Below are 23,443 nucleotides of genomic sequence, written 5' to 3'. Positions count from 1 at the left end.
AAGTCCAGCCTCCTGGTGGAGACCTTCAGGAAAACCCCCCGCATCCGGCCCGGGACTGGTCAACTTTGTTGCGGGGATACAGCACACAAACGCATCAGGAGGCCGCCGGTGAGACGAGCGCGCCCGGGGGCGCCGCCCCGAGGGACAGCCGAGCGAGCCTTGACGAGCGTCGGGGCGGGCGCGGACTTCGACGACGGCGACGACTTCGACGACGGCCGGGACGGCCCCGCCGCCGACGCCGCCGACGGCAGGGAACCCCGCCCCGGCCAACGCCGGCAGGACACCGAGGAGTCCCGCCTCTGGTACATCACACTCAGCGTCTCGGGCGCCGAGACGCCCCTCAAAGAGGTGCGCCGCGGCCTCGAACAGCTCGCCCACGACCACCCCTTCCTGCTGACCAGCCGTTACGCGGGCGACCACGCGGAGATCCGCTACTGGGAAGAGGCCCGCGACCTGCACGACGCCGCGGCCGTAGCACTGCGCCTGTGGGGCGAGCACCGGTCGACGGCGAAACTGCCGCCCTGGGAGATCGTCGGCCTCGAAGTCATCGACCGCGACACCTATCACCAGCGGGTCGCCGAGGGGTACGGACCGCCCCCGGCGGCACCCGTCGGCGTACATCCGTACTGAACAGGGGCGGCAAAGGGGCAGGGGCCGGGCTCCGTGGCTTCCTATGGGGTTCTGGGGGGTTCTGTGGGGTTCCCCGGCACCCCTGGCGTACGGGGTCCGGTGGTGGGCCCGTGGCCGTCTCGGAGTCCGGGACGGCGGACGGGCCGTCCGGGCCACCGGATTACGCTGCGGACATGACCTCGCACACCGCTCCCGCCGACGCCACCGCCGACCGCTCCCCGGTCCTCGCCGCCGCCTCCGGGGCCCGGGAGGCGGCGGCCGCGCTCGCACCGCTGCCGCGCGCCGCGAAGGACGCGGCCCTCCTCGCCGTCGCCGACGCCCTCCTCGCCCGTACGGACGAGATCGTCGCCGCCAACGGCGAGGACGTCGCCCGCGCACGCGAGGCGGGCACCGCGGAATCGGTCGTCGACCGCCTCACCCTCACCCCCGAGCGGGTGCGGGCCATCGCCTCCGACGTACGGGACGTGGCGGCACTGCCCGACCCGGTCGGCGAGGTGGTGCGCGGCTCGACCCTGCCCAACGGGATCGACCTGCGACAGGTGCGGGTACCGCTCGGCGTCGTCGGCATCATCTATGAGGCGCGCCCCAACGTCACTGTCGACGCCGCCGCCCTGTGCCTCAAGTCCGGCAACGCGGTACTGCTGCGCGGCTCCTCCTCCGCGTACGCCTCCAACACGGCACTGGTGGGCGTGGTCCGCGACGCCCTCGAAGAGGCGGGGCTGCCCGCCGACGCCGTACAGCTCGTCCCCGGCGAATCCCGCGATTCGGTACGCGAGTTGATGCGCGCCCGCGGCCTGGTCGACGTCCTCATCCCGCGCGGCGGCGCCTCCCTGATCCGTACCGTCGTCGAGGAATCCACCGTCCCCGTCATCGAGACGGGCACCGGCAACTGCCACGTGTACGTGGACGCAACCGCCGACCTCGACATGGCCGTCGACATTCTGGTCAACTCCAAGGCGCACCGCGTCAGCGTCTGCAACGCCGCCGAAACCCTCCTCGTCCACCAGGACATCGCCGCCGCCTTCCTGCCCCGCGCGCTGGACGCCCTCGCAGAGGCCAAAGTCACCGTCCACGCGGATGCGAACGTCCTGACATTCGCCGGAGGTTCGAAAGCCACTGTCGTTCCGGCCGTCGAGGAGGACTGGGAGACCGAGTACCTCTCCTACGACATCGCCGCAGCCGTCGTCGACTCCCTCGACGACGCCGTCGCGCACATCCGCCGCTGGTCCTCCGGGCACACCGAGGTCATCGTCACCACCTCGCAGGCCGCCGCCCGCCGCTTCACCCAGCTCGTCGACTCCACGACGGTCACGGTGAACGCGTCCACCCGCTTCACCGACGGCGGACAGTTCGGCTTCGGCGCGGAAATCGGCATCTCTACACAGAAGTTGCACGCGCGAGGGCCGATGGGGCTGCCCGAGCTGACGTCGACGAAGTACATCGTGACGGGCGACGGCCACATCCGCTGACCCGCTCCGTCCTCCGCCTTCCCGTCACCCCTTCGCCGGCCCTTCCCGCTCTGCCCGTTCTCTGCCCAAAACGACCGACCGGGTCTACGCTGAACGGGTGCCGGACGACGTGGAGGGCAAGCCGTTCCCGGATGGCTGGGAGCCCGACGACGACCGCGGGGGCGCGGACGAGGACTTCGCCTCCGTGGTTTTCGACGAGGCCTTCGTCAAAGCCGCCGACATTCATGAACCGAGTGCCGTGGAGCGGCTGTTGGCGGCCGCCGAGGCGCGCGCCGACGCCGATGCCGCAGCCCGTACCCGGGCGGGGCAGCGCCCCGACGACGATCCCTACGACGCCTCCGACGGGCGCGATCCGTACGCGCCCTACGGTGACGGCGGCTACGGCGACGGTGACGCCCGCGACACCTACGCGGACGGGGCCTTCGTGGGGCCGTACGGGCGGCACGGCGGCGCCATGCGCCCGTACCGCAACTCCTCGCGCTGGCACCGCCCCATCGCCTGGCTCCTCGCCCTGCTGATGGGCATCGGCATGGTCGCGTTCGCCTTCGCCGCCGTGTACCGGGGCGCGTCCGGCAGCCGCGACGGACGGACGCCTTCGCCCGCGGCCACCGAGGTCGACGTTCCGGCTCCAGGGCCGGCCGCCACGCCGGGCACGACCGGGGGCGGTCCGTCCGTATCGGCGGAATACACGGCACCGGCAGTCTCCGCCCAACCCCGTACGCCCTGAATGCCCCGGCCGAATCCCCGGGAATGGCCGAATCTCTCACCGGATCCTTCAACCGGAACCTTCAACGCGGCGGAATCCGGCGGGAGTTCTCCCGAAGTTCTGCCGTTCCGGGGCGTTTACCTTCGCTTCCCGCGACCTACTCTGAAAGGGAGACTCTCTCCCCACCGCAGGGCCCAGTGCTCAGGGAGAAGCGATGGCAGGTCGATCGGACCCGCCCGAGGGCATCCCGCCCGAGGGCCTCCCCAACAGTGGTGACGACGACAACCGGTCCGTCGTATTCGACGAATCGTTCGTCCGCGCCGCCCGGCTCCAGGAATTCTCCGCGTCCGAACGGGCCGGGGACCACGCACCCGCGGTCCGCACCCTGCCCCCGGTGGCCGTGCCGTCCCCGGCGACGGGCAACGGCCGCAAACAGGTGTTCCTGATGACGCTGCTCGTGGTGCTGGCCCTCAGCACTGCGGTCTACATGGGCGTACGCAGTCCCGTGTCGCCCGCTTTCGAACGCCACCCGGAGGCACTGCGCGCGACCGTCGTACCGCTGGCCCCGGCGGGACGGGTGCCCGGCGGCGAACCCGCGGAACTCTTCCTGCACAGCCCGGCGGCACAGTTCCGTACCGGTGCGGAAGGCATCCAGCTGCCGGTCGCCCGGAGCACACCGCACTTCTCGGAGAGCCAGGTCCTGGCCGCCCTGACCATCGCCAAGGACTACCTGGTCCAGTCGTCCGTCGACCCCGGCGTCCTGACGGGCGGGTCGGTCCGCCCGGTAAGGCTGCTGCTCGACCCGGACCAGCAGGAACAGTTCGACGCGAGCTTCGCCCCGGGCGGGGCGGGCGGGCCGGGAAGCAGGTCCGCAAGCGGGACCGGCACCGGGTCAGGAAGCGGATCGGGTGCCGGGGCGGCGGCCGGCGGCTGGATGGTCCGCTTCGACCCGGACAGGGTCGCCCTGGCAGGGGCGACCCGGGCGAACGGCGTCCTGAAGGCCACCGAGGTCGGCCCCGACATCCTCGACGTGTCCACCGACCACACCTTCGTCTACCCGCTGCGCCCCGCTGCCCGCCCCGGCGACAGCTCCGAACGGGCCGACGCCGCCTCGCTGTTCACCGTGCGCCGCGAACTGCACTTCCGTTACGACGCGGAGGACCTGCGGCGCCACCGGGCGGAACTGCTCGGCTCATACGCGGTCGGCGGCCCGCAGGCGTGCGCCACCACCACCGCGTTATCTGAGTCCTGGCAGCCCCTGCTGGCGGGCGGGAAGGCTCCTGCGGCAGCCCCTGGCGCAGGAGCGTCCGCCGGGGCGCCTGCGGGCACCGACCCGTATGCCACGGGAGCGCCGGCGGGATCGGTCTGCGGCACCCTGGACCCGGCGGCGATGCCGACCCCCCAGCCGCGCTGACCAGGTGAGGATCCAGACGCTCCGGTGCAGGAGAGCGAGGGGCAGGGCTCGGTCCCGGCCCCTCGCTCTCCGTACGGAACAGCCCTCTCGGGCCCTCTCAGGCCCTCTCAGGCCCTGTCGTCGGAGCCGGAGCCGGATCCAGAACCGTTTCCGGACCCGGCAGAACCGGAACCGTTCCCCCCGCCGAACTTCCCCCTCAGCTTTCCGCCCAGGTCACCCGCACCCCCCGCAATGTCGCCGACAAGCTTCATCAGCGGGTCCTTGCTGGTGCGGACCGTGTCCGCATAGTGCGCCGCGGACTCCTTGAAGGAATCCGTCACCGAGGTGTCCTTGTCCTCGTCCCGTCGCGGGTAGTGGCCGTCCATGATCCGCTGGTACTCGCGGCTCTCGGACCACTTCTTCAGCTCCGCCGCCCGCACGGTGGTGAACGGGTGCGAACGCGGCAGCACGTTCATGATCTTCAGGACGGAGTCGCGCAGGTCGCCGCCCGCCTCGTACTCCTCCGCCTGCTTCAGGAACGCGTCCACGTTCATCTCGTGCAGGTGGTTGCCGCCCGCGATCTTCATCAGCCCGCGCATCGACGCCTGGAGGTCCTGGCCCACCAGCAGCCCGGCGCGGTCCGCCGACAGCTCCGACTTGCGGAACCATTCGCGCAGCGCCGTGACGATCGCCATGATCGCGATGTTGCCCAGCGGAATCCAGGCCACCTTCAGCGCCAGACTCGTCAGGAACAGCAGGATCGTCCGGTACACCGAGTGCCCGGACAGTGCGTGGCCGACCTCGTGCCCGACGACCGCCCGCATCTCCTCCTCGTCGAGGAGCTCCACCAGGCCCGTCGTCACCACGATGATCGGCTCGTCGAGACCGATGCACATCGCATTGGGCTTCGGGTCCTGCGTGACGTACATCGCCGGAACCTTCTCCAGGTCCAGGATGTAACAGGAGTCCCGCAGCATGGAGTTGAGGTGTGCGAACTGCTCGTCACTCACCCGCACCGAGTCGGACAGGAACAGGAGCCTCAGGCTCCGCTCCGGCAGCAGTCCGCTCAGCGCCTTGAAGACCGTGTCGAATCCGCTCAGCTTGCGCAGCGCCACCAGGGCGGACCGGTCCGCCGGGTGCTCGTACGCCCGGGAAGATATTCCCGGGAACCGCCTGCGCTGCCGTCCGGGCAGGTTCTCCCGCCCGGCCCCCTCCTCGTTGTCCCGACCCTGCTCGTGATTGCCGTCTGTCATGAAAGACCCCTGCTCTCGTAAGAGACATGTCCCGTCCCCCGGACGGCCCCAGCCTAAAGGCGGCGTTCCGGAGCCTCCCCCATGCTGACGCCGCCCCACCCGGGCCGGTTGCCCGAAGGGCCGATATCGCCTCAACGACTGAGTCGGCGTGAGCGTGCCCGCGACCGCCGCATACGATGATGCCGAAGTCTCCCCTCCGTCTCCCGATAGGTCCGCCGAAGATGAGCCTCCACAGCACCGCATCCCACCTCGTCACCCTCGCCTCCGGCGAAGCCGGCAAGCACGTCGACGAGCACGCCTCCCTGAGCCCCCTCGTCACCGGCGGCGGCGCCTTCGTCGCGCTCCTGCTGCTGCTCTGGATCACCACCCGCTTCAACCGGGACCGCTGAGCCGGACCGGGGGACCGGGCCGGACACACGGGCCAGTAGGGTCTGCACGCATGGGAGAGCAGGTAATGCCTACCGGCCCGGCCGGTACGGATACAGGCACGCTGCGCGGTACGGCCGCGACGATCAGCGCCGAGGGTACCGGCAAGCGCCGGATCGGCGTCATGGGCGGCACGTTCGACCCGATCCACCACGGGCACCTGGTGGCCGCCAGTGAGGTGGCCGCACTGTTCCACCTCGACGAGGTGGTCTTCGTACCGACCGGACAGCCGTGGCAGAAGAGCCACAAGCTGGTCACGCCCGCCGAGGACCGCTATCTGATGACGGTCATCGCGACCGCGTCCAACCCGCAGTTCTCGGTCAGCCGCATCGACATCGACCGCGGCGGCCCGACCTACACGATCGACACCCTGCGGGACCTGCGCGCACTCAACGCCGACGCGGACCTGTTCTTCATCACCGGTGCCGACGCGCTCTCCCAGATCCTCACCTGGCGCGACGCCGAAGAACTCTTCGCCCTCGCCCACTTCATCGGTGTCACCCGCCCCGGCCACGACCTCACGTCCGACGGGCTGCCCGAGGGCGGGGTCTCCCTCGTGGAAGTACCCGCTCTCGCGATCTCCTCGACGGACTGCCGCGCGCGCGTGCGCGGGGGTGACCCGGTCTGGTACCTGGTGCCCGACGGCGTGGTGCGCTACATCGACAAGCGCGAGCTGTACCGGGACTGACGGCGAGCGGCACGGAGCAGCAGGAGCAGCACGGAAATGGGGCACCGGTGAACGACGGCCAGAACCCGTACGACCCTTACGCGCAGGACCCGTACAGCCCGCCGCAGCCGGAAGTCATCGGCTACGACGCGTACGGACAGCCGGTGTACCAGCAGGTGGCACAGCAGCAGGCGCCGCAGACGCCGCAGCAGTACGACCCGTACGCACAGCAGCAGCAACAAGTGCCCCCGCAGCAGCAGGCGTACGGTTACGACACCTATGCCCAACAGTCGCAACAGCACGCACAGTTCGACCCGTACGCCCAGCAGCAACAACAGCAACAGCAACAGTCGCAGTCGCCGTCGCCGCAGCCTCAAGAGGCGTACGGCTACGACACCGCCCAGCGACAGCAGCAGTGGATCCCGCAGCAGGCCCCCGCACCGGAGCCGCAGCAGGCACGGCAGCCGTCCCGGCCGGCCCCCGCCGAGCCGCCGCGCGAGGCACCTCAAGAAGAGGCCACCGGACAGCGCAGGACCGACGCCCCCGAGTACGGCACCGAACAGTTCTCCTTCGTCGAGGAACCGGACGAGAACTCCGAAGACGTCATCGACTGGCTGAAGTTCACCGAGAGCCGCACCGAGCGCCGCGAGGAGGCCAAGCGCCGGGGCCGCTCCCGCGTCGTCGCCCTCGCCGTGGTCCTCGCGCTCGTCGTCGTGGGCGGAGTGGGCTACCTCTGGTACGCCGACAAACTGCCCGGCCTCTCCTCCGGCAAGAGCGACAAGCCCGTTGCCACAGGTGCTCAGAAGCGCGACGTGATCGCCCTGCACCTGCACAACACCAAGCAGCCCAACATGACCTCGACCGTGCTGCTCGTCGACAACACCAGCACCGGTCAGGGCACCACCGTCCTGCTTCCCAACACCCTCACCCTCGCCGACGACAACGGCGTCGCCACCACGCTCGCCAAGTCCGTCCACGACGACGGCGGCACCGGTACGCGCGAGTCCCTCGGCACCGCCCTGGGCACCCGGGTCAGCGGCACCTGGCGCCTCGACACCCCATACCTGGAGAACCTCGTCGAGCAGGTCGGCAACATCGAGATCGACACCGACACCGCCGTCCCCGACACCAAAAAGGGCGCGGCACCCTTGGTGAACAAGGGTGCCTTGCAGACCCTCAGCGGCCGGATGGCCGTCGCGTACTCCACCTACCGCGCACCGGGCGAACCCGAGAGCAAGCAGCTGGCCCGCTTCGGGGCGGTCATGCAGGGCGTCCTGAAGAAGATCTCGGACGACCCGCAGACCGCCGCCGTCACTGTCCGCAACCTCGCCCAGATCCTCGACCCGTCGCTGCCGGAGAAGTCCCTCGCCGCCTCCCTGGCCAAGCTCGCCGGGCACGCCAAGAAAGGCGCGTACAAGACGGTGCTGCTGCCGGTGGGCGCCGACGGCAGGGTCAGCGACTCCGACACAGTGGTCAAAACCGTCCTCGGCGGCGTCGCAGCCGCACCCGAGCAGGGCGCGGCCGTACGGGTGGGGGTGCGCAACGGCAGCGGGAAGCCGACGGCGACAGAGGCCGCCCGGATCGCCCTGGTCAACGGCGGCTACACGTTCGCCGACGGAGGGAACACGGCCACCGCGGCGGCCTCGAAGGTCACCTACGGCGACGCCGCCCAGAAGCCGAAGGCCGAGGAGGTCGCCAAGACCCTGGGGCTGCCGGCCACCGCCGTCACGAAGGGCGCCGCCTCAACGAACGCCGAGGTCTCCGTCGTCCTGGGCCAGGACTACAAGATCCCCTCGCGGCGGTAGCCCGCCCGCAGCCCGATGCCCCGCCGGAAAACTCCGGCGGGGCATGTCAGCAGTACATGAGACCCTTGTGGTAATCACCGACCGCCGACGAAAGCCTGCTTGTGACCGCCACTGACCGTTCCATCGAGCTCATCAACGCCGCCGCACAGGCGGCCGCCGACCGGCTCGCGCACGACATCATCGCGTACGACGTCAGCGACGTGCTGTCCATCACGGACGCCTTCCTGCTCGCCTCCGCGCCCAACGACCGCCAGGTCAAGTCGATCGTCGACGAGATCGAGGAGAAGCTCAGCAAGGAGCTCGGCGTCAAGCCGGTGCGCCGCGAGGGTGACCGTGAGGCCCGCTGGATCCTCCTCGACTACGTCGACATCGTGGTGCACGTCCAGCACAGTGAGGAGCGCGTCTACTACGCGCTGGAGCGCCTGTGGAAGGACTGCCCCGAGATCGCCCTGCCCGACGACGCGGTGAAGACCCGCGGCAAGGCCGAGGAGCACGCCAAGCTGAACCCCGCGGGTGAGCTGGACGGAGACCTGGACGGAGAAGCGTTCTGAACGGCACGGGGCTGAACAGCACGGGCCCGGACAGCACGGGCGGCGGCGCGGGGAGCGGAAACCGGGGCCGCCGCATCGTTCTGTGGCGGCACGGTCAGACGTCCTGGAACCTGGAGCGCCGCTTCCAGGGCAGCACGGACATCGCGCTGACCGGGGAGGGAGTGTCCCAGGCCCGCCGGGCGGCACGTCTGCTCGCCTCGCTGAAGCCGGACGCGATCGTCGCCTCCGACCTCCAGCGGGCCGCGGCCACGGCCGGTGAACTGGCCGCCCTGACCGGACTTGAGGTCACGCACGACGCCAGCCTGCGCGAGACGTACGCGGGCGCCTGGCAGGGCCTCACGCACGACGAGATCCTCGCCCAGTACGGCGAGCAGTACACGGCGTGGAAGCGCGGCGAGCCGATCCGCCGAGGCGGCGGCGAACTGGAGACGGAGGTCGCCGACCGGGCCGCCCCCGTCGTCCTGGCGCATGCCGACAAGCTCGTCGACGGCGGCACCCTCGTCGTCGTCAGCCACGGCGGCACCATCCGCACCACCATCGGCCGGCTCCTCGGCCTGGAGTCGTACCACTGGGAGGGCCTGGGCGGCCTTTCCAACTGCTGCTGGTCCGTCCTCGGCGAGGGCGCCCGCGGCTGGCGGCTCATGGAGCACAACGCCGGGACGCTCCCGGAACCCGTGCTCGGGGACGACGACTGAACCGTCCCCGGACCGTCCCGGGCCGCCCCCGGGACGGCGGCCGACCCGGATTTCACTTTCCGGCAGGTCGCAGGCTAGAGTTCTTCTTGTTCGCAGCGCAGAGCGGGAAACAAACCGCACAGCACCAAGAACACGCGGGGCTATAGCTCAGTTGGTAGAGCGCCTGCATGGCATGCAGGAGGTCAGGAGTTCAATTCTCCTTAGCTCCACAATCAAGATCCCGTCCCCCACAGGGGGCGGGATCTTTTGCTGTCCCCCTTGCGGAGCCGTGACAGAATCGAGCGCCGGAGAGGCGGTCGCCGAAGGGGAGGGGACGATGGGCGCACACAGGCGGAAATGTGACTGGTGCGGCAGCGGTACGCCGATCGTCCGCGACATGGAACCGGTCAACTCCGAGTACCAGTACTGGTGCGAGGAGTGCGCGCGGGCGCTGATCATAAAGGGCGACCCGATCGAGACATACCGCGAGCTGGAGGGCGAGCCCATCTACGGCCGCCTGCTCGACGAGCACTGCACCCTCAAGCGCTTCTACTCCTTCGCCAGAGCCTGATCCTCCGGCCGGGCCTCCGAAGCCTTTGTCAGGACACAACGTGCCAGGACAAAAGCCAGGCCGACTGCCGGGTAGAGGGCCGACAGAGCGAACTCCCCGATGTCCTGGTGCAGCTCGGGGCGCCCCTGTCGTCCGTGCGGCACGGCCCACAGCGCGTACGAGAAGAAGACGGCCCCTGCAGTCCACGCCCCCGCACGTCGCGCACTCCCGTTCCGTACCGGCCCCACGGCGAGGAACAGGACCAGCGGCACGCACCACACCCAGTGGTGCGACCACGAGATCGGGCTGATCAGCAACGCCGTCACCGCGCAGGTCAGTGTGGCCCGCGCCCGTTCGCCCCGCAGTGCGGCGGCCACCGCCGCACAAAGCCCGAGAGAGGCCACGAGCACGGCGGCGGTGGCCCACCACGAGCCGGGTTCACCGGTGTGCAGGAGACGGGCGAGGACGCCGCCGAGGGACTGGTTGGCGGTGTCCTCGGTGTTGCCGACCCGGGCGGACTCGAAGATCTTCCGGGTCCAGAAGGAGAAGGAGTCCCGGGGCAGGAGGGCTGCCGAGGCGAGGGTGGCGGCAGAGAATGCGGCGACGGCGACGACTCCCTGCCGCAGCCAGGGGTTGCCGCGGTACGTACCGGCGCGGCGAGCCTTGGCCACGCCGGTGAGCAGCAGGAAGACGACGAACAGTCCCGGTGTCAGCTTCACCGCCGTGGCGAGGCCGATTCCCGCGCCCGCCCATCGGTGCCGGTCGTGCCGGGTGAGGTCCCACAGCACGGCGACCGCGACGGCGAGGTTGATCTGCCCGTACCGCAGGGTTGTCCAGACGGGCTCGCACCAGACTGCGGCGGACGCCACCCACAGAGTGACAGCGGGACTGTCGCGGCCGATCAATTTGAGGGAGAGATGCACCAGAGCGACCAGGAGGGCGAGATTGCCCGCTGTTGCGAAGGTGCGCATCGGGCCGCTGTCCAGCAGGGTCAACGGGGTGAACAGCAGGGCGGCGAAAGGCGGGTACGTCGTCGGGAGGTTCGCGGCGGTGACGCGCATCTCATAGAGGTCGCCGCCGGCGAGAACAGTTGCCCCCTCCGCGCGGTAGACGGTCAGGTCGATCATCGACACCTGTGCCAGACGCTGGGCGGCCCAGAACGCGGCGAAGGAGAGAAGGCAGACCGCACCTGCGAAGAGCATGGAACGAGGTGTGCGGTGGCTGCGGGCGGTGAGGGCCCGCCCGGTCTTGATTACGGTCACGAAGAGTGACGGTATCGTCACGGAAAGATTGGGGTCGAGGTGTGGGGATGTCGCCTGCAGGGAGCGCGGAAAGGGATTTGGTGATGCGGCGATTCTCCGTCTAAAGTTGGCGATGTCGCCGGGGGAAACCACGGGGAACGACGCGAAGTGCACAGCACGGGGCTATAGCTCAGTTGGTAGAGCGCCTGCATGGCATGCAGGAGGTCAGGAGTTCAATTCTCCTTAGCTCCACAGAAACAAGAAGCGGACCATCCGATCGGATGGTCCGTTTCTTTGTGTTGCCGTGCTCCCTCAACGGTGGCGCTTCCTCAACTGCGGCGCCGGTCAAGGGCCTTGCCCGCAACCGGCGCGGAGGGAGCGGCCGGGGGCTGTTCGATGCGCAGGGCGAGGGCGGGACAGCGACGTACCGCACGCTGGGCGCGGGGCCTCAGATGGAGCGGTACGGACGTGTCCGCGAGTGTCGGGTAGCCGTCGTGGCCGAGCCGGATCAGCTCGGGGACTACGTCCGCACACAGGCCGTGGCCCTGGCACAGGGTCCAGTCCACGGCGAGCTTCTCGCCGCTGGGGGCGGCGCGTTCGTAGCGGGCGGGGCCGTGTCGGTCGGGGCCGGGGAGGGGCAGTACGCCGGCCGTGGGGCGTCCGCAGCCGCCGCCCAGGATGTGGGCTGCCAGGTCGTCCGTGAAGGCGTTCAGGGTGGACAGCAGGAAGCGGACCGAGCCGTCGGGGTGCTTGCAGGCGCCCCGGCCCTTTGCCGCCTGCGCCACTTCGCGGAGGGCCTCCAGGGCTGCTTGGCCGCCGCCGTTCAGCACGTCGGACAGCCCGCCCGCGGCGGCGGGCAGTCCCAGCTTGCAGGGGCCGCACTGACCGGCGGTCTCGGCGGCGAGCCAGTTCGCGATGCGCAGCGACTCGCCCAGCGGACAGGTTTCTGGGCCGATCGGGAGCAGTGCGCCCGCGCCGAGCGTGCCGCCGAAGGAAGCCAGGGACGTGCGGGAGACGGCGGCGTCGTGCGCGGCGTACGCGTCGATCCAGCTGCCGTGGTAGCCGCCGGTCAGCACGCCCTGGGGGAACGGCGGAGCACCGGCCAACTGGAGGACGTAACCGAGCGGGACGCCGGAGGGCACCTCGACGACGAGTGGGCGCGCGACGGCGCCGGAGAGGGTCAGCAGGACGGTGCCGGGCTCGTCGGGGACGCCGGTGCGGGCGTAGCGGCGCGGGCCCAGGCGTGCGGCGACGGCGAGTTGGGCGTACGTCTCGGCGTTGGAGAGCAGCGTGGGGGCGCCGGCGACACCGGACTCGGCGGCGCGTTCGCGGCGGCCGGGAGGCAGGGCGGGCCCACCGTTCGCCGCGCGGATCACGGCGGAGGCCTCGCCGGAGACCATGCGCTCGGGGGTCCGGACGATCCGGGCGCGGATACCGCGGTTGCGGATGCGCCGGTCGGTCAGGCCTCGTTCGGCGAACGCGTCCGTGACGGACGCTTCGGTGGAGTCACGGGTGACGGCGACGAGCAGGGTGCGTGCGCCGAGGGCTTCGGCGGCGAGCAGGGCGCCGTCCAGGACGAGGTGCGGGGCGCGGTTGATCAGCACGGTGTCCTTGCGGCACGCGGGCTCGCCCTCGCTCGAGTTGACGACGACCACGGGAGGGACGCCGCGGCGGTCGGCGGCCCTGGCCACCGCCCGTAACTTGCGGCCGAAAGGGAAGCCGGCGCCGCCCTTCCCGAGCAGGGAGACCTCTTCCGCGAGTGTGGCAAGGTGTTCGCCGGTGACGGGGGCCAGGGGGCCGTGGACCTTCAGATGGGTGCCGAGGTCGAGGCGGGCGGCGAGGTCGAAGCCGCTGGTGAGGTGGGGGAGGCCGACCGTGACCACGTGGGGGACGTCGGGCAGGGGGACGTTGCGGGCGTTCAACGGTGTCCTCCGGTGGGGGTGTGCGCGTGCCGGGGTGCGGGGGAGCCGGGGAACGGGGTGGGCAGGGGCTCATGCGACGGGGAATCGACCGGCCGGCGTGGCCGCGGTACGAGCGGGGCCTCGGCCTGCGAGAGCAGGGCGCCGTCGACGATGCTCCTCTTGAGGTGGGGCGGAAGCAGGCGCAGGGACAGTGCCGCCGCCACCGCTGCCAGGCACAGGGCGTACATCGTGACCACCCAGGCGTCGGCCGGGCGGCCGGTGAACAGGCCGTGCAGGAGGGCCGAGCACCAGGCGGGGTAGGCCAGCATGTGGAGCGCGCGCCAGCGGCCGGGTATCCGGCCCGGCGTCGCGAAGACGCTCCGCAGGGCGCCCGTCGTGGCAGCCACGATCATCAGGAGCCCGGCAAGCGAGCCGAACCCGACGAGCACGGACGTCCCCGAGAGCCCGCCCGCGAACGGCAGCAGGGCCGCGAGCAGCGACACGTGCCCGAGGACGGCCTTCACCGTGACGTGCAACAGGAGCAGGCCGAGGGAGGCGGCCGCGGTGGCCCGGTGCACCCCCTGCGCGACCAGCCGGTGCCGTGGCCGCAGCAGCAGCCGGTCGGTGGCGAGAAGCCCCCAGGCGACGGACGCGGTGAGCGAGACGAGGGTCAGGACACCGGTGGTGAAGTCGAGGGCCGCCCGGAGACCGTTGCCGCCGAGGAGGGCGAGCAGTGGCAGCAGGAGCAGCGCAGCCGCCGGCAGGGCGCGTGGCAGAGGGCGCCGAGGGGCGGCGGCCGCTTTGTGGCGCAGACGCGGGCGAGGAAGCAGAGGGTTCATGGCAAGGACTCCGGGGATTCGGGAATGTGGTCCCGTCGCGGGAGGCTAGACCGGGCGGTGCGGGGAGGGCGGGGGTTTGGTGGTTCCGCCGTGCGCGGGGCGTACGGACGGGTACGGTCCGCCCCGCGCTCTTCGTCCGTGCCCTTCACCCGCGAGTTCCGCCGGAGGCACTAGCTCGATGCGGCGCCCGCGACCCCTGCGGTACCCTGGCGCCATGCGTGCCGTACGCCTTCTGCTTAGTGAGCCGCGCTGATCAGTCCCGACCGGTGAAGAACCTGGTCGGCATCGGCGCGGCGTCCCCTCCTGTGCGAGGGGATTTTTCATTTCCGCAGGCAGAGATCCGTAGGCAGAGACGAAATCGATGGAGCTTCGAAAATCATGAGCGAGACGAATGCCGCTGCCGCTGCCGAGACGGCAGCCGCGCACCGCTACACGGCTGCCATGGCCGCCGACATCGAGGCACGCTGGCAGGACTTCTGGGACGCCGAGGGCACCTACGAGGCGCCGAACCCCGGCAACGGAGACCTGTCGGGCGACGCGGAGCTGGCCGCGAAGCCCAAGAAGTTCATCATGGACATGTTCCCGTACCCCTCCGGTGCGGGCCTGCACGTCGGCCACCCGCTGGGCTACATCGCCACTGACGTCTACGCCCGCCACCAGCGCATGACGGGCCACAACGTGCTGCACACGCTGGGCTTCGACGCGTTCGGCCTGCCCGCGGAGCAGTACGCCGTGCAGACCGGTACGCACCCGCGGATTTCCACCGAGGCCAACATGGCCAACATGAAGGACCAGCTGCGCCGGCTGGGCCTGGGGCACGACAAGCGCCGCTCGTTCGCGACGATCGACGCCGAGTACTACAAGTGGACGCAGTGGATCTTCGTCCAGATCTTCAACTCCTGGTACGACGCGGACGCGCAGAAGGCCCGCCCGATCGCGGAACTGGTCGCCCAGTTCGAGAGCGGTGAGCGCGAACTGTCCGACGGCCGTTCCTGGGCCGCTCTGGACGCCGCAGACCGCGCCGACGTACTGAGTGAGTACCGGCTGGCGTACGCTTCCGACGCGCCCGTGAACTGGTCGCCGGGGCTGGGCACCGTACTGGCCAACGAGGAAGTGACGGCGGACGGGCGTTCCGAGCGTGGCAACTTCCCCGTCTTCAAGGCCAAGCTGCGTCAGTGGAACATGCGCATCACCGCCTACTCCGACCGCCTGATCGACGACCTGGACGGCCTGGACTGGCCGGAGGCCATCAAGCTGCAGCAGCGCAATTGGATCGGCCGCAGCGAGGGCGCCCGCGTGGACTTCGCGGTCAACGGCGCCGCCGGCAAGAAGATCACTGTCTTCACCACCCGGCAGGACACCCTGTTCGGCGCGACGTACATGGTGCTGGCGCCCGAGCACGAGCTGCTCGCGGACATCGTCCCGGCCGCCTGGCCCGAGGGCACGCACGACGTGTGGACCGGCGGGCACGCCACTCCGGCCGAGGCCGTCGCCGCGTACCGCAAGCAGGCCGCCGCCAAGTCCGACGTGGAGCGGCAGGCCGACGCCAAGGAGAAGTCCGGCGTCTTCACCGGTGCGTATGCGACCAACCCGGTAAGTGGGGAGCGCGTCCCCGTTTTTATTGCCGACTACGTGCTGATGGGCTACGGAACCGGCGCGATCATGGCCGTTCCCGCGCACGACTCCCGCGACTTCGCCTTTGCGCGCGCCTTCGAGCTGCCGATGCGCTGCGTCGTCGAGCCGACGGACGGCCGCGGTGAGGACCCGGCCGAGTGGGACGACGCGTTCGCTTCGTACGACGGGAAGATCGTCAACTCCGCCGCCGCGGACACCGTCTCGCTGGACGGGCTGGGCGTCGTCGACGCGAAGATCCGCATGACCGAGTGGCTGGCCGAGAACGGCTGCGGCGAGGGCACGGTCAACTACCGGCTGCGCGACTGGCTGTTCAGCCGTCAGCGCTACTGGGGCGAGCCCTTCCCGATCGTCTACGACGAGGACGGCATCGCCCACTCGCTGCCCGAGTCGATGCTGCCGCTGGAACTGCCCGAGGTCGAGGACTACTCGCCGCGCACCTTCGACCCCGAGGACGCCGACGCGCAGCCCGAGACGCCGCTGTCGCGCAACCAGGACTGGGTCAACGTCACCCTGGACCTGGGTGACGGCCCCAAGAAGTACCGCCGCGAGACCAACACCATGCCCAACTGGGCCGGTTCCTGCTGGTACGAGCTGCGCTACCTGGACCCGCACAACAGCGAGAAGCTGGTCGACCCGGCCGTCGAGCAGTACTGGATGGGCCCGCGCGAGGGCATGCCGCACGGCGGCGTCGACCTGTACGTCGGCGGCGCGGAGCACGCGGTGCTGCACCTGCTGTACGCCCGCTTCTGGTCGAAGGTGCTGTTCGACCTGGGTCACGTCTCGTCGTCCGAGCCGTTCCACAAGCTGTACAACCAGGGCATGATTCAGGCCTTCGTCTACCGGGACGCACGCGGCATCGCGGTCCCGGCGGCCGAGGTCGAGGAACGCGACGGCGGTTTCTCCTACCAGGGCGAGAAGGTCAGCCGTGTCCTGGGCAAGATGGGCAAGTCCCTGAAGAACGCCGTCACGCCGGACGAGATCTCCGCCGAGTACGGTGCGGACACCCTGCGCCTCTATGAGATGGCGATGGGGCCGCTGGACGTGTCGCGTCCGTGGGACACCCGTGCGGTCGTCGGCCAGTACCGGCTGCTGCAGCGGCTGTGGCGCAACGTCGTCGACGAGACGACGGGCGACGTCACCGTCGTCGACGGCGAGCCGGACGAGGACACGCTGCGCGCCCTGCACAAGGCGATCGACGGTGTCGGCCAGGACATGGCCGGAATGCGTTTCAACACGGCCATCGCCAAGATCACTGAGCTGAACAACCACCTGACGAAGACGGGCGGCCCCGTGTCACGGTCGGTCGCCGAGCGGCTGGTGCTGCTGGTCGCCCCGCTGGCCCCGCACATCGCCGAGGAGCTGTGGCGCAAGCTGGGGCACACCGAGTCGGTCGTCCACCGGGACTTCCCGGTCGCGGACCCGGCGTACGTCGTGGACGAGACCGTGACCTGCGTCGTTCAGATCAAGGGCAAGGTCAAGGCGCGCCTGGAGATCTCCCCGTCGATCGGTGACGACGAGCTGGAGAAGCTGGCGCTGGCGGACCCCGCCGTCGTCGCGGCGCTGGGCGGCGCAGGCATCCGCAAGGTGATCGTGCGGGCGCCGAAGCTGGTCAATATCGTTCCGGCGTAGTCCCGAACCGCATGAGCGGGGCGGCTGTTCGGACTGGCTGAGGGCTTTCCCCTACGGGCAGGTTGGGGGTTCCGATGGAACCTCTGGCCTGCCTGTTCCGTTTACGGTGGAGGAGCACTCAACAGTTTCAGTCAGTGGAACATCCCATCAGTCCTACCGCGGAGGGGCGTCATGGAAGCTGTCGTCATCCTGATCATGGCGCTGCTCTTCTTCGCCTTCGTCGGATTGGGGGTGTATGTCACCGTGAAGGCGGTCGGAGCCGCCAGGCGCGGCGTGGACCGTACGATCACGCAGGCCAGGCGCACCGTCGAGGACACCACGCTGCGGGCGAAGAGCTACGGACAGGTGGGCATGGGCGGCGAGCTGGCACAGCTGCGCCTGTCGCTGCGCACCTCTATGAGGGCCACCCAGGAGGCACTGACCACGGGCGTCGCATCCGACGCCTCGCTGTCGGAGTCGATCGGCCTGTTCGAGCGGCTCAGCGAGTACGGCCACCAGCTGGACGACGAGCTGCGCCGGCTGGAGCGCGATCCGGACAAGGCACAGGCCGCCGAGCGGATCCCCGAGCTCCGCGAGCGTACGGAGCAGGTCGTGCAGTCGGCGGACTCGCTGCGCTGGGCGGCCAGGGACCGGGCACGGAAGTTCGCGGACGACGACCTGGCCTCGCTGAGCGAGCAGATCCGGATGGAGTCCGGCGCGCTGCGCCACTGGGCGGCAGTGGACCCCGACCCCGCCCGGCAGGACGGGACGGCCGCTGCCGGACCTTCGCAGACCTGGCCGGAGCCGGACGAGGGCACGGCAGGGCAGGGCAAATCCGCGGCCGGGGACTCCGCGGACGGCGAGAAGGCCTCCGGGCCACAGGCGATCACCGGCCGCGACCAGAGCCGGCAGCCCACCTACTCGTGGCAGAAGGCGCCCCGGCCCGAGAGCAGCACCTGATCCCTGCGGGTGCCGGTGGCCCGTTGAGAGGGGCCGGACTGCCGCGGGGCTTCGCCTGCGGGTAACCTCCCGCTCATGTCCCGCCATGTCGCGATCGTCACCGATTCAACGGCCTACCTGCCACACCGGACGATGGAGCGGCACGGCATCACCGCGGTGCCGCTGACCGTCGTCATCGGCGACCAGGCGCTCGAAGAGGGCACCGAGATCTCCGCTCGCTCGCTCGCCCAGGCCCTGCAGAAGCGCCGGTCGGTGACCACGTCCCGGCCGAGCCCCGAGATGTTCGCCGCGACGTACCGTGCGGCGGCGGAGGCGGGTGCCACCGGAATCGTCTCGCTGCACCTGCCGGCCGAGCTTTCCGGAACGTACGACGCGGCCGTCCTCGCGGCTCGCGAAGCGCCCGTGCCGGTACGGGTGGTGGACACCGGGATGGTCGCCATGGCGCTCGGCTTCTGCGCCCTTTCCGCGGCCGAGGCCGCCGAGGCGGGCGGCACGGTCGACGAGGCGGTGGCCGCGGCGGAGAAACGCGCCGAGGGCACCTCCGCGTACTTCTACGTCGACACCCTGGACTATCTGCGGCGCGGGGGCCGGATCGGTGCCGCGCAGGCGCTGCTGGGCTCGGCGCTCGCGGTCAAACCGCTCCTCGAACTCGTCGACGGGCGGATCGAGATGCTGGAGAAGGTGCGGACGGCGTCCCGGGCGATCGCCCGGCTGGAGGAGCTCGCGGTGGAGCGGGCCGGCGAGCGCCGCGTGGACGTCGCGGTGCACCACTTGGCCGCGCCCGACCGTGCCGAGACGCTCGCACAGCGGCTCAGGGAGCGGGTGCCGGGGCTGGCGGACCTGCACGTCAGCGAGGTCGGTGCGGTGATCGGGGCACACACGGGGCCCGGCCTGCTGGGGGCCGTGATCTCGGCGCGCTGAAGGGTTCCGTACCACCCGTACTCACCCGGGGGAGTGGCCGAGTTATCCACAACTGGTGGCTTTTCCACGGGAATTGACCATGATCAGCGGGATATGGGCGGCGTGCCTACCGTCAGGTGCATGGCTCTGCGATCACGAAACGAAACGTCAGGACCGGGCCGCACGCCCGGTCGTACCTCCTACTCCCTCTCCCGTGCGAGGCCGGAGCGCACAAGGCCATCCCGCACGAGGCTCTCCCGCCCGAGGTTCCACACCGTGCCGGGCGCCCGGCACGGCAGACGCGGGGCGGCCGCCACCGCTGCGGCAGCCGTGTCCAGGCGCCGTGCGGACGCGCTCTTCGCCCTGCCCGGCTCCCTGCCCGGCGCTCTGTCCAGGGTGCTGGCGCCTTCGCCCAGCGCCCCTTCGCCGACCGTCCCCTCGCCGACCGTCCCCTCGCCCACCGTCCTCTCGCCCTCTTCCTCTGCGGCTTCGGCCTCCGTGGCTTCTGCACGGTCCGTGACCGCCGTGGCTGCTCCGGCAGTTCCCGGGGCGTCCCCGGCCGCCGTGCGGCGGGGTGTGGGAGGGCTCCGGCGGGGTTGGGCCGCGGTGCGGGAGCGGATGCCGGTGTGGGTCCAGACGCGGTGCGGGATGGAGCCCCGAACGCTGGGGGCGCTCGCTGCCGTTCTGGTCGTGTCCGCGGGATTCGCCTTCCAGCACTTCTGGACCGGGCGTCCCGAGACCGTACGTGTTCCGGAAACGGTGGGAGTGGCGGGACCCGCGGCTCCCCTGCCGACGCCGCCCCGGGCGCAGCCGTCGCCCGGCCCTGCACCGGCTCGTGCTTCCGCCCCGGGAGCGGTGCAGGCGCCGCAAGCACCGGGCGGCTCGGTGGTCGTCGTCGACGTGAGCGGCAAGGTGCGGCACCCGGGTGTGCACCGGCTGCCCGCCGGATCGAGGGTCGCCGACGCCCTGAGGGTGGCCGGCGGCGTCAAGAGCGGTACGGACACCGACGGGCTCAACAGAGCCCGGGTACTGACCGACGGCGAACAGGTGGTGGTCGGCGGGCCCGCACCGCCTCCGCCGGACGCGGGCGCCGGCCCGGGGGCCGGAACGGGCGGCGTCCCGCAGACCGGGCCGGTCAGTCTCAACTCGGCGACCGTGGAACAGCTCGACACCCTGCCTGGCGTCGGCCCCGTCCTCGCCCGGCACATCGTCGACTACCGCACGCAGCACGGCGGGTTCCGCTCGGTGGAGGAGCTCCGCGAGGTCAACGGGATCGGTGACCGCCGCTTCACAGACCTCCAGAACCTCGTACGCCCGTGAACCGCCCCACCGGCTCCGACCGTCCCGCAGCGGCCGTACGACCCGAGGTGCACGCCGCATCCGGTCACCGGCTCGGGGACTCCGACCCGCGGCAGGAGGGCCCGGCCGACCTGAGGCTGCTGCCTCCGGCACTGGCGGCCTGGGCCGCCGCCGCACTGACGGTGGGCGGCCCCGCGGCCCCGGCAGTCGCTCTCCTCGCCCTCACCCTGACAGGAGCCCTGGCAGCGGTTCTCCTGGCCGCGCGGGGGACAGCCGAGCGGAGCGGCGGGCAGGGCGAAGACAGGACCAGTGGCGGGCAGGGCGAAGACAGGACCAGTGGTCAGGGCGAAGGCAGGGCCGGCGGGCGGAGCGGAGACCTGAGCAGCATGCAGGGCGGCGGGCGGTCCCTGCGGCTCACCGCCGTCGCGACCGCGCTCCTCTGCGCCGCCGCGGCGGCCGCCTCGGCCGCACTGCACTCGGCCGACCTGCACCGAGGCCCGGTGCCCGAACTGGCGCACCGGTACGCCACGGTGGGTGCCGAGCTGACGGTCACCGGCGACCCGCGGCAGACCAGGCCCCGGGTACGGGGCGACCGGACGGCGCCCCGTACCGTCGTACTGGACGCCGAGGTCACCCGGGTCACCGCCGTCGACGGCACGGTCACCGCCGTACGGACTCCGGTCCTCGTCCTCGCCCCGGTGCGTGGGCCCACCGCCCAGTGGCTGCGGCTGCTTCCCTCCACCCGGCTGTGGGTGCCCCGGGCACGGCTGGCGCCGCCATTGCCGGACGGCGACCGGATCGCTGCCGTGCTGCGCATTCCGGGCAATGGGCCCCCGGAGATCGCGGGCCCGCCAACCGCCGTGCAGCGCACGGCCGGTGGGCTCAGGGCAGGGTTGCGGGAAGCCACCGAAGGGCTGCCGACGGACGCGCGGGCGCTGCTGCCCGGACTGGTCGTCGGCGACACCTCCCGTATGGAACCGGACCTGCACGACGCCTTCGCGGCAACCGACCTGGTGCATTTGACGGCCGTCTCCGGCAGCAACCTCACCATCGTCCTGGCACTGCTGATCGGGCCGCCCGCCCTCGCCCTGCGCGCGGAGCGTCGGGGGCTCGCACCCAGGCTCGGCATCTCGCTGCGCACCACCGCACTGTTCGGCGGGGCACTCACTCTTGCCTTCGTGATTGTGTGCCGTCCGGAGCCCAGCGTGCTGCGGGCCGCCGCCTGCGGGCTGATCACCCTCCTCGCCATCGGCACCGGCCGGCGCAGGTCACTGGTCCCGGCGCTGGCCGCCGCCGTCCTACTCCTGGTGCTGTACGACCCGTGGCTGGCCCGGAGTTACGGATTCCTGCTCTCAGTGCTGGCCACCGGGGCGCTGCTCACCATCGGCCCGGTCTGGAGCGCCGGGCTGCAACGGCGCGGGGTGCCGCCCAGGATCGCCGAGGTGCTGGCGGCGGCGTCCGCGGCGCAGGCGGTGTGTGCTCCGGTGGTCGCGGTGATGGCGGCCCGGGTCAGTCTCGTGGCGATCCCCTGCAACCTCTTTGCGGAGCTGGCGATCGCCCCGGCCACCGTGCTCGGTTTCGCCGCCCTCGCGACGGCCCTCGTGGCGATGCCCGTCGCCGAACTGCTCGCCCGGGTCGCGGGGTGGCCCGCCGGGTGGATCGCCGGGGTCGCCAGGGCCGGGGCCGCGCTGCCAGGGGCGGAGATCGGCTGGCCGGGCGGCTGGTGGGGCGGGCTGCTGCTGGCAGTTCTGACCGTCGCTGTGGTGCTCGCCGTCCGCAGGGCTCCGCGCCACCCCTGGCTGAGTTCCGGCTGCGTTCTGCTCCTGCTGCTGGCGGTGGTGCGCCCGCCGCCGCTCACCGGGGTCCTCACCGGATGGCCGCCGCCGGACTGGAAGTTCGTCATGTGCGACGTCGGTCAGGGAGACGCGATGGTGCTCGCGGCGGGGGAGGAGGGGACGGCCGTGGTCGTCGACGCGGGCCCCGACCCCGTACTGGTCGACCGCTGTCTGCGCGAGCTCGGCGTCACGCGCGTACCGCTGGTCGTGCTCAGTCACTTCCATGCCGACCACGTGGCCGGGCTGCCCGGAGTGCTGCGCGGCCGGGCGGTCGGCGCGGTTCAGACGACGACGCTCCAGGAACCCCGGGACCAGGCTGCGTTCGTCCACCGGACGGCGGCCGGGGCCGGGGTGCCGGTGATCACCGTCCGGCCGGGGGAGCGGCGCCGGATCGGCCCGCTCGACTGGCAGGTGCTGTGGCCTCCGCCGCCCCTGCACTCGGTGCCCCGCGCGCCGAACGACGCGAGCATCACCCTGCTCGTACGGTACGGGAGCCCGGACGGGGCCCCGGAAGGGGGCACGGAGGGAGGTCTGGAGGGAGAACAGGACGGAGACCGGGGTCGGGGCATGGGCGGGAGCCTGACTCTGCTGCTGCCCGGCGACCTTGAACTGCCCGCCCAGCAGGCCCTGCTGAGGGCCGGGCCCGAGCTGCCGCCGGTGGACGTCCTCAAGGTCGCCCATCACGGGTCGGCCCGTCAGGACCCGGGGCTGCTCCGCCGGGTAGCACCCCGGCTGGCCCTTGTCCCGGTGGGCCGCGACAACCCGTACGGCCATCCCGCACCCGCGGCCCTGGCGGCGCTCACGTCCGGCGGCGCGGTGGTGCTGCGTACGGACAGGGACGGGCCGATCGCGGTGATCGGCTCGGAGGCCGGGCCGGCAGCGGTGCCACGGGGCAGATGAGTTCCAGCGGTGTCGACGGCCGGCGGATACAAGTAAGCGGAATGCTCAATTCAGACCTCTGGGGACAGGCGGGTCCATCTCCCCACCGAGCCCCTCGTTTGCCTCGAACACCCCATGAGTGATCGAATGCCTTTTCGTCAAAGGGTCGATGTCCCGACGGTTCGCCGTGTTTCGTCGCGTCCCTGCAGCAACGAATCGCAC

20 protein-coding genes and 2 tRNA genes are annotated in these 23,443 nt (G+C 71.2%); 17 read left to right on the top strand and 5 right to left on the bottom strand.

Annotated elements, in window-relative coordinates:
• Positions 1 to 108 precede the first annotated feature (108 nt).
• The 4 genes from AB0D18_RS01370 to AB0D18_RS01355 all read left to right on the top strand — a co-directional run bounded on the left by AB0D18_RS01370 (position 109) and on the right by AB0D18_RS01355 (position 4,219).
• Positions 109 to 630, top strand: coding sequence for a hypothetical protein (locus AB0D18_RS01370; protein ID WP_362410831.1), 522 nt, complete (start codon positions 109 to 111; stop codon positions 628 to 630).
• 173 nt (positions 631 to 803) lie between these two features.
• Positions 804 to 2,099 (top strand): glutamate-5-semialdehyde dehydrogenase, encoded by a 1,296-nt coding sequence (locus AB0D18_RS01365; RefSeq protein ID WP_362410828.1) that lies wholly within the window; start codon positions 804 to 806, stop codon positions 2,097 to 2,099.
• Positions 2,100 to 2,196: 97 nt separating this feature from the next.
• A complete protein-coding gene (locus tag AB0D18_RS01360) occupies positions 2,197 to 2,826 on the top strand; it encodes a hypothetical protein (RefSeq protein WP_362410825.1) in 630 nt (209 codons plus the stop codon).
• 193 nt (positions 2,827 to 3,019) lie between these two features.
• A complete protein-coding gene (locus tag AB0D18_RS01355) occupies positions 3,020 to 4,219 on the top strand; it encodes a hypothetical protein (RefSeq protein WP_362410822.1) in 1,200 nt (399 codons plus the stop codon).
• A gap of 107 nt (positions 4,220 to 4,326) precedes the next feature.
• Here AB0D18_RS01355 and AB0D18_RS01350 read toward each other — a convergent pair whose 3' ends face one another.
• Positions 4,327 to 5,451: a M48 family metallopeptidase gene (locus tag AB0D18_RS01350; RefSeq protein ID WP_362410819.1), complete on the bottom strand. Its 1,125-nt coding sequence runs from the start codon at positions 5,449 to 5,451 to the stop codon at positions 4,327 to 4,329.
• Between the two features lie 221 nt (positions 5,452 to 5,672).
• Between AB0D18_RS01350 and AB0D18_RS01345 the strand changes: the two genes are divergently transcribed.
• From AB0D18_RS01345 to AB0D18_RS01315, 7 genes are all read left to right on the top strand, one after another.
• Entirely contained in the window at positions 5,673 to 5,840 is a 168-nt protein-coding gene (locus AB0D18_RS01345; RefSeq protein ID WP_362410816.1) for a hypothetical protein, read from the top strand.
• Between the two features lie 50 nt (positions 5,841 to 5,890).
• On the top strand, positions 5,891 to 6,565 hold the full coding sequence (nadD, locus tag AB0D18_RS01340) for a nicotinate-nucleotide adenylyltransferase (RefSeq protein WP_362410813.1): 675 nt from the start codon (positions 5,891 to 5,893) through the stop codon (positions 6,563 to 6,565).
• Between the two features lie 47 nt (positions 6,566 to 6,612).
• Positions 6,613 to 8,349, top strand: coding sequence for an LCP family protein (locus AB0D18_RS01335; RefSeq protein ID WP_362410810.1), 1,737 nt, complete (start codon positions 6,613 to 6,615; stop codon positions 8,347 to 8,349).
• Between the two features lie 101 nt (positions 8,350 to 8,450).
• Positions 8,451 to 8,900, top strand: coding sequence for a ribosome silencing factor (gene rsfS, locus AB0D18_RS01330; protein ID WP_362410808.1), 450 nt, complete (start codon positions 8,451 to 8,453; stop codon positions 8,898 to 8,900).
• Positions 8,901 to 8,911: 11 nt separating this feature from the next.
• Positions 8,912 to 9,595: a histidine phosphatase family protein gene (locus tag AB0D18_RS01325; protein ID WP_362412099.1), complete on the top strand. Its 684-nt coding sequence runs from the start codon at positions 8,912 to 8,914 to the stop codon at positions 9,593 to 9,595.
• Between the two features lie 136 nt (positions 9,596 to 9,731).
• A tRNA-Ala gene (locus AB0D18_RS01320) sits at positions 9,732 to 9,804 on the top strand.
• A gap of 59 nt (positions 9,805 to 9,863) precedes the next feature.
• Positions 9,864 to 10,145, top strand: coding sequence for a hypothetical protein (locus tag AB0D18_RS01315; RefSeq protein WP_362410805.1), 282 nt, complete (start codon positions 9,864 to 9,866; stop codon positions 10,143 to 10,145).
• Here AB0D18_RS01315 and AB0D18_RS01310 read toward each other — a convergent pair.
• Entirely contained in the window at positions 10,124 to 11,326 is a 1,203-nt protein-coding gene (locus AB0D18_RS01310) for a glycosyltransferase 87 family protein (RefSeq protein WP_362412096.1), read from the bottom strand. The two genes, AB0D18_RS01315 and AB0D18_RS01310, sit on opposite strands and share 22 nt — an antisense overlap.
• Positions 11,327 to 11,544: 218 nt before the next feature.
• On the opposite strand from AB0D18_RS01310, the gene AB0D18_RS01305 reads away from it, so the two are divergent.
• A tRNA-Ala gene (locus AB0D18_RS01305) sits at positions 11,545 to 11,617 on the top strand.
• Positions 11,618 to 11,694: 77 nt separating this feature from the next.
• On the opposite strand, the gene AB0D18_RS01300 is transcribed toward AB0D18_RS01305, so the two are convergent.
• Positions 11,695 to 13,287, bottom strand: coding sequence for an NADH-ubiquinone oxidoreductase-F iron-sulfur binding region domain-containing protein (locus tag AB0D18_RS01300; protein WP_362410802.1), 1,593 nt, complete (start codon positions 13,285 to 13,287; stop codon positions 11,695 to 11,697).
• Positions 13,284 to 14,105 (bottom strand): hypothetical protein, encoded by an 822-nt coding sequence (locus AB0D18_RS01295; RefSeq protein ID WP_362410799.1) that lies wholly within the window; start codon positions 14,103 to 14,105, stop codon positions 13,284 to 13,286. The genes AB0D18_RS01300 and AB0D18_RS01295 overlap by 4 nt, the downstream gene beginning before the upstream one ends.
• A gap of 378 nt (positions 14,106 to 14,483) precedes the next feature.
• On the opposite strand from AB0D18_RS01295, the gene leuS reads away from it, so the two are divergent.
• From leuS to AB0D18_RS01280, 3 genes are all read left to right on the top strand, one after another.
• Complete coding sequence (leuS, locus tag AB0D18_RS01290) at positions 14,484 to 17,369, top strand: leucine--tRNA ligase (RefSeq protein ID WP_362410796.1); 2,886 nt, start codon at positions 14,484 to 14,486, stop codon at positions 17,367 to 17,369.
• Positions 17,370 to 17,540: 171 nt separating this feature from the next.
• Positions 17,541 to 18,308, top strand: a complete 768-nt coding sequence (locus AB0D18_RS01285; RefSeq protein WP_362410793.1) for a hypothetical protein — start codon at positions 17,541 to 17,543, stop codon at positions 18,306 to 18,308.
• A 75-nt stretch (positions 18,309 to 18,383) separates the two neighbouring features.
• Positions 18,384 to 19,229 carry a DegV family protein gene (locus AB0D18_RS01280; RefSeq protein ID WP_362410791.1) on the top strand — a complete coding sequence of 282 codons (846 nt, stop codon included), beginning with the start codon at positions 18,384 to 18,386 and terminating at the stop codon, positions 19,227 to 19,229.
• A 179-nt stretch (positions 19,230 to 19,408) separates the two neighbouring features.
• Here the strand turns inward: AB0D18_RS01280 and AB0D18_RS01275 are convergent, their stop codons facing one another.
• Positions 19,409 to 19,669 carry a hypothetical protein gene (locus AB0D18_RS01275; RefSeq protein WP_362410788.1) on the bottom strand — a complete coding sequence of 87 codons (261 nt, stop codon included), beginning with the start codon at positions 19,667 to 19,669 and terminating at the stop codon, positions 19,409 to 19,411.
• 187 nt (positions 19,670 to 19,856) lie between these two features.
• Here AB0D18_RS01275 and AB0D18_RS01270 point away from each other — a divergent pair, with 187 nt between their 5' ends.
• Both AB0D18_RS01270 and AB0D18_RS01265 read left to right on the top strand, forming a co-directional pair.
• On the top strand, positions 19,857 to 20,528 hold the full coding sequence (locus AB0D18_RS01270) for a helix-hairpin-helix domain-containing protein (protein WP_362410785.1): 672 nt from the start codon (positions 19,857 to 19,859) through the stop codon (positions 20,526 to 20,528).
• Complete coding sequence (locus AB0D18_RS01265) at positions 20,525 to 23,242, top strand: ComEC/Rec2 family competence protein (protein ID WP_362410782.1); 2,718 nt, start codon at positions 20,525 to 20,527, stop codon at positions 23,240 to 23,242. Before AB0D18_RS01270 ends, AB0D18_RS01265 begins: the two co-directional genes overlap by 4 nt.
• Positions 23,243 to 23,443 lie beyond the last annotated feature (201 nt).

This window comes from Streptomyces sp. NPDC048442 (genome assembly GCF_040651475.1).
GTDB lineage: Bacteria > Actinomycetota > Actinomycetes > Streptomycetales > Streptomycetaceae > Streptomyces.
This window is presented reverse-complemented; position numbering and strand designations above follow the sequence as displayed.

What these genes read in the sequence shown, in the direction of transcription:
- AB0D18_RS01365 (WP_362410828.1), top strand. Translation starts at nt 804, where the DNA reads ATGACCTCGCACACCGCTCCCGCCGACGCCACCGCCGACCGCTCCCCG.
- AB0D18_RS01355 (WP_362410822.1), top strand. Translation starts at nt 3,020, where the DNA reads ATGGCAGGTCGATCGGACCCGCCCGAGGGCATCCCGCCCGAGGGCCTC.
- AB0D18_RS01350 (WP_362410819.1), bottom strand. Translation starts at nt 5,451, where the DNA reads ATGACAGACGGCAATCACGAGCAGGGTCGGGACAACGAGGAGGGGGCC.
- AB0D18_RS01345 (WP_362410816.1), top strand. Translation starts at nt 5,673, where the DNA reads ATGAGCCTCCACAGCACCGCATCCCACCTCGTCACCCTCGCCTCCGGC.
- nadD (WP_362410813.1), top strand. Translation starts at nt 5,891, where the DNA reads ATGGGAGAGCAGGTAATGCCTACCGGCCCGGCCGGTACGGATACAGGC.
- AB0D18_RS01310 (WP_362412096.1), bottom strand. Translation starts at nt 11,326, where the DNA reads ATGCTCTTCGCAGGTGCGGTCTGCCTTCTCTCCTTCGCCGCGTTCTGG.
- AB0D18_RS01295 (WP_362410799.1), bottom strand. Translation starts at nt 14,105, where the DNA reads ATGAACCCTCTGCTTCCTCGCCCGCGTCTGCGCCACAAAGCGGCCGCC.
- leuS (WP_362410796.1), top strand. Translation starts at nt 14,484, where the DNA reads ATGAGCGAGACGAATGCCGCTGCCGCTGCCGAGACGGCAGCCGCGCAC.
- AB0D18_RS01285 (WP_362410793.1), top strand. Translation starts at nt 17,541, where the DNA reads ATGGAAGCTGTCGTCATCCTGATCATGGCGCTGCTCTTCTTCGCCTTC.
- AB0D18_RS01280 (WP_362410791.1), top strand. Translation starts at nt 18,384, where the DNA reads ATGTCCCGCCATGTCGCGATCGTCACCGATTCAACGGCCTACCTGCCA.
- AB0D18_RS01270 (WP_362410785.1), top strand. Translation starts at nt 19,857, where the DNA reads ATGGAGCCCCGAACGCTGGGGGCGCTCGCTGCCGTTCTGGTCGTGTCC.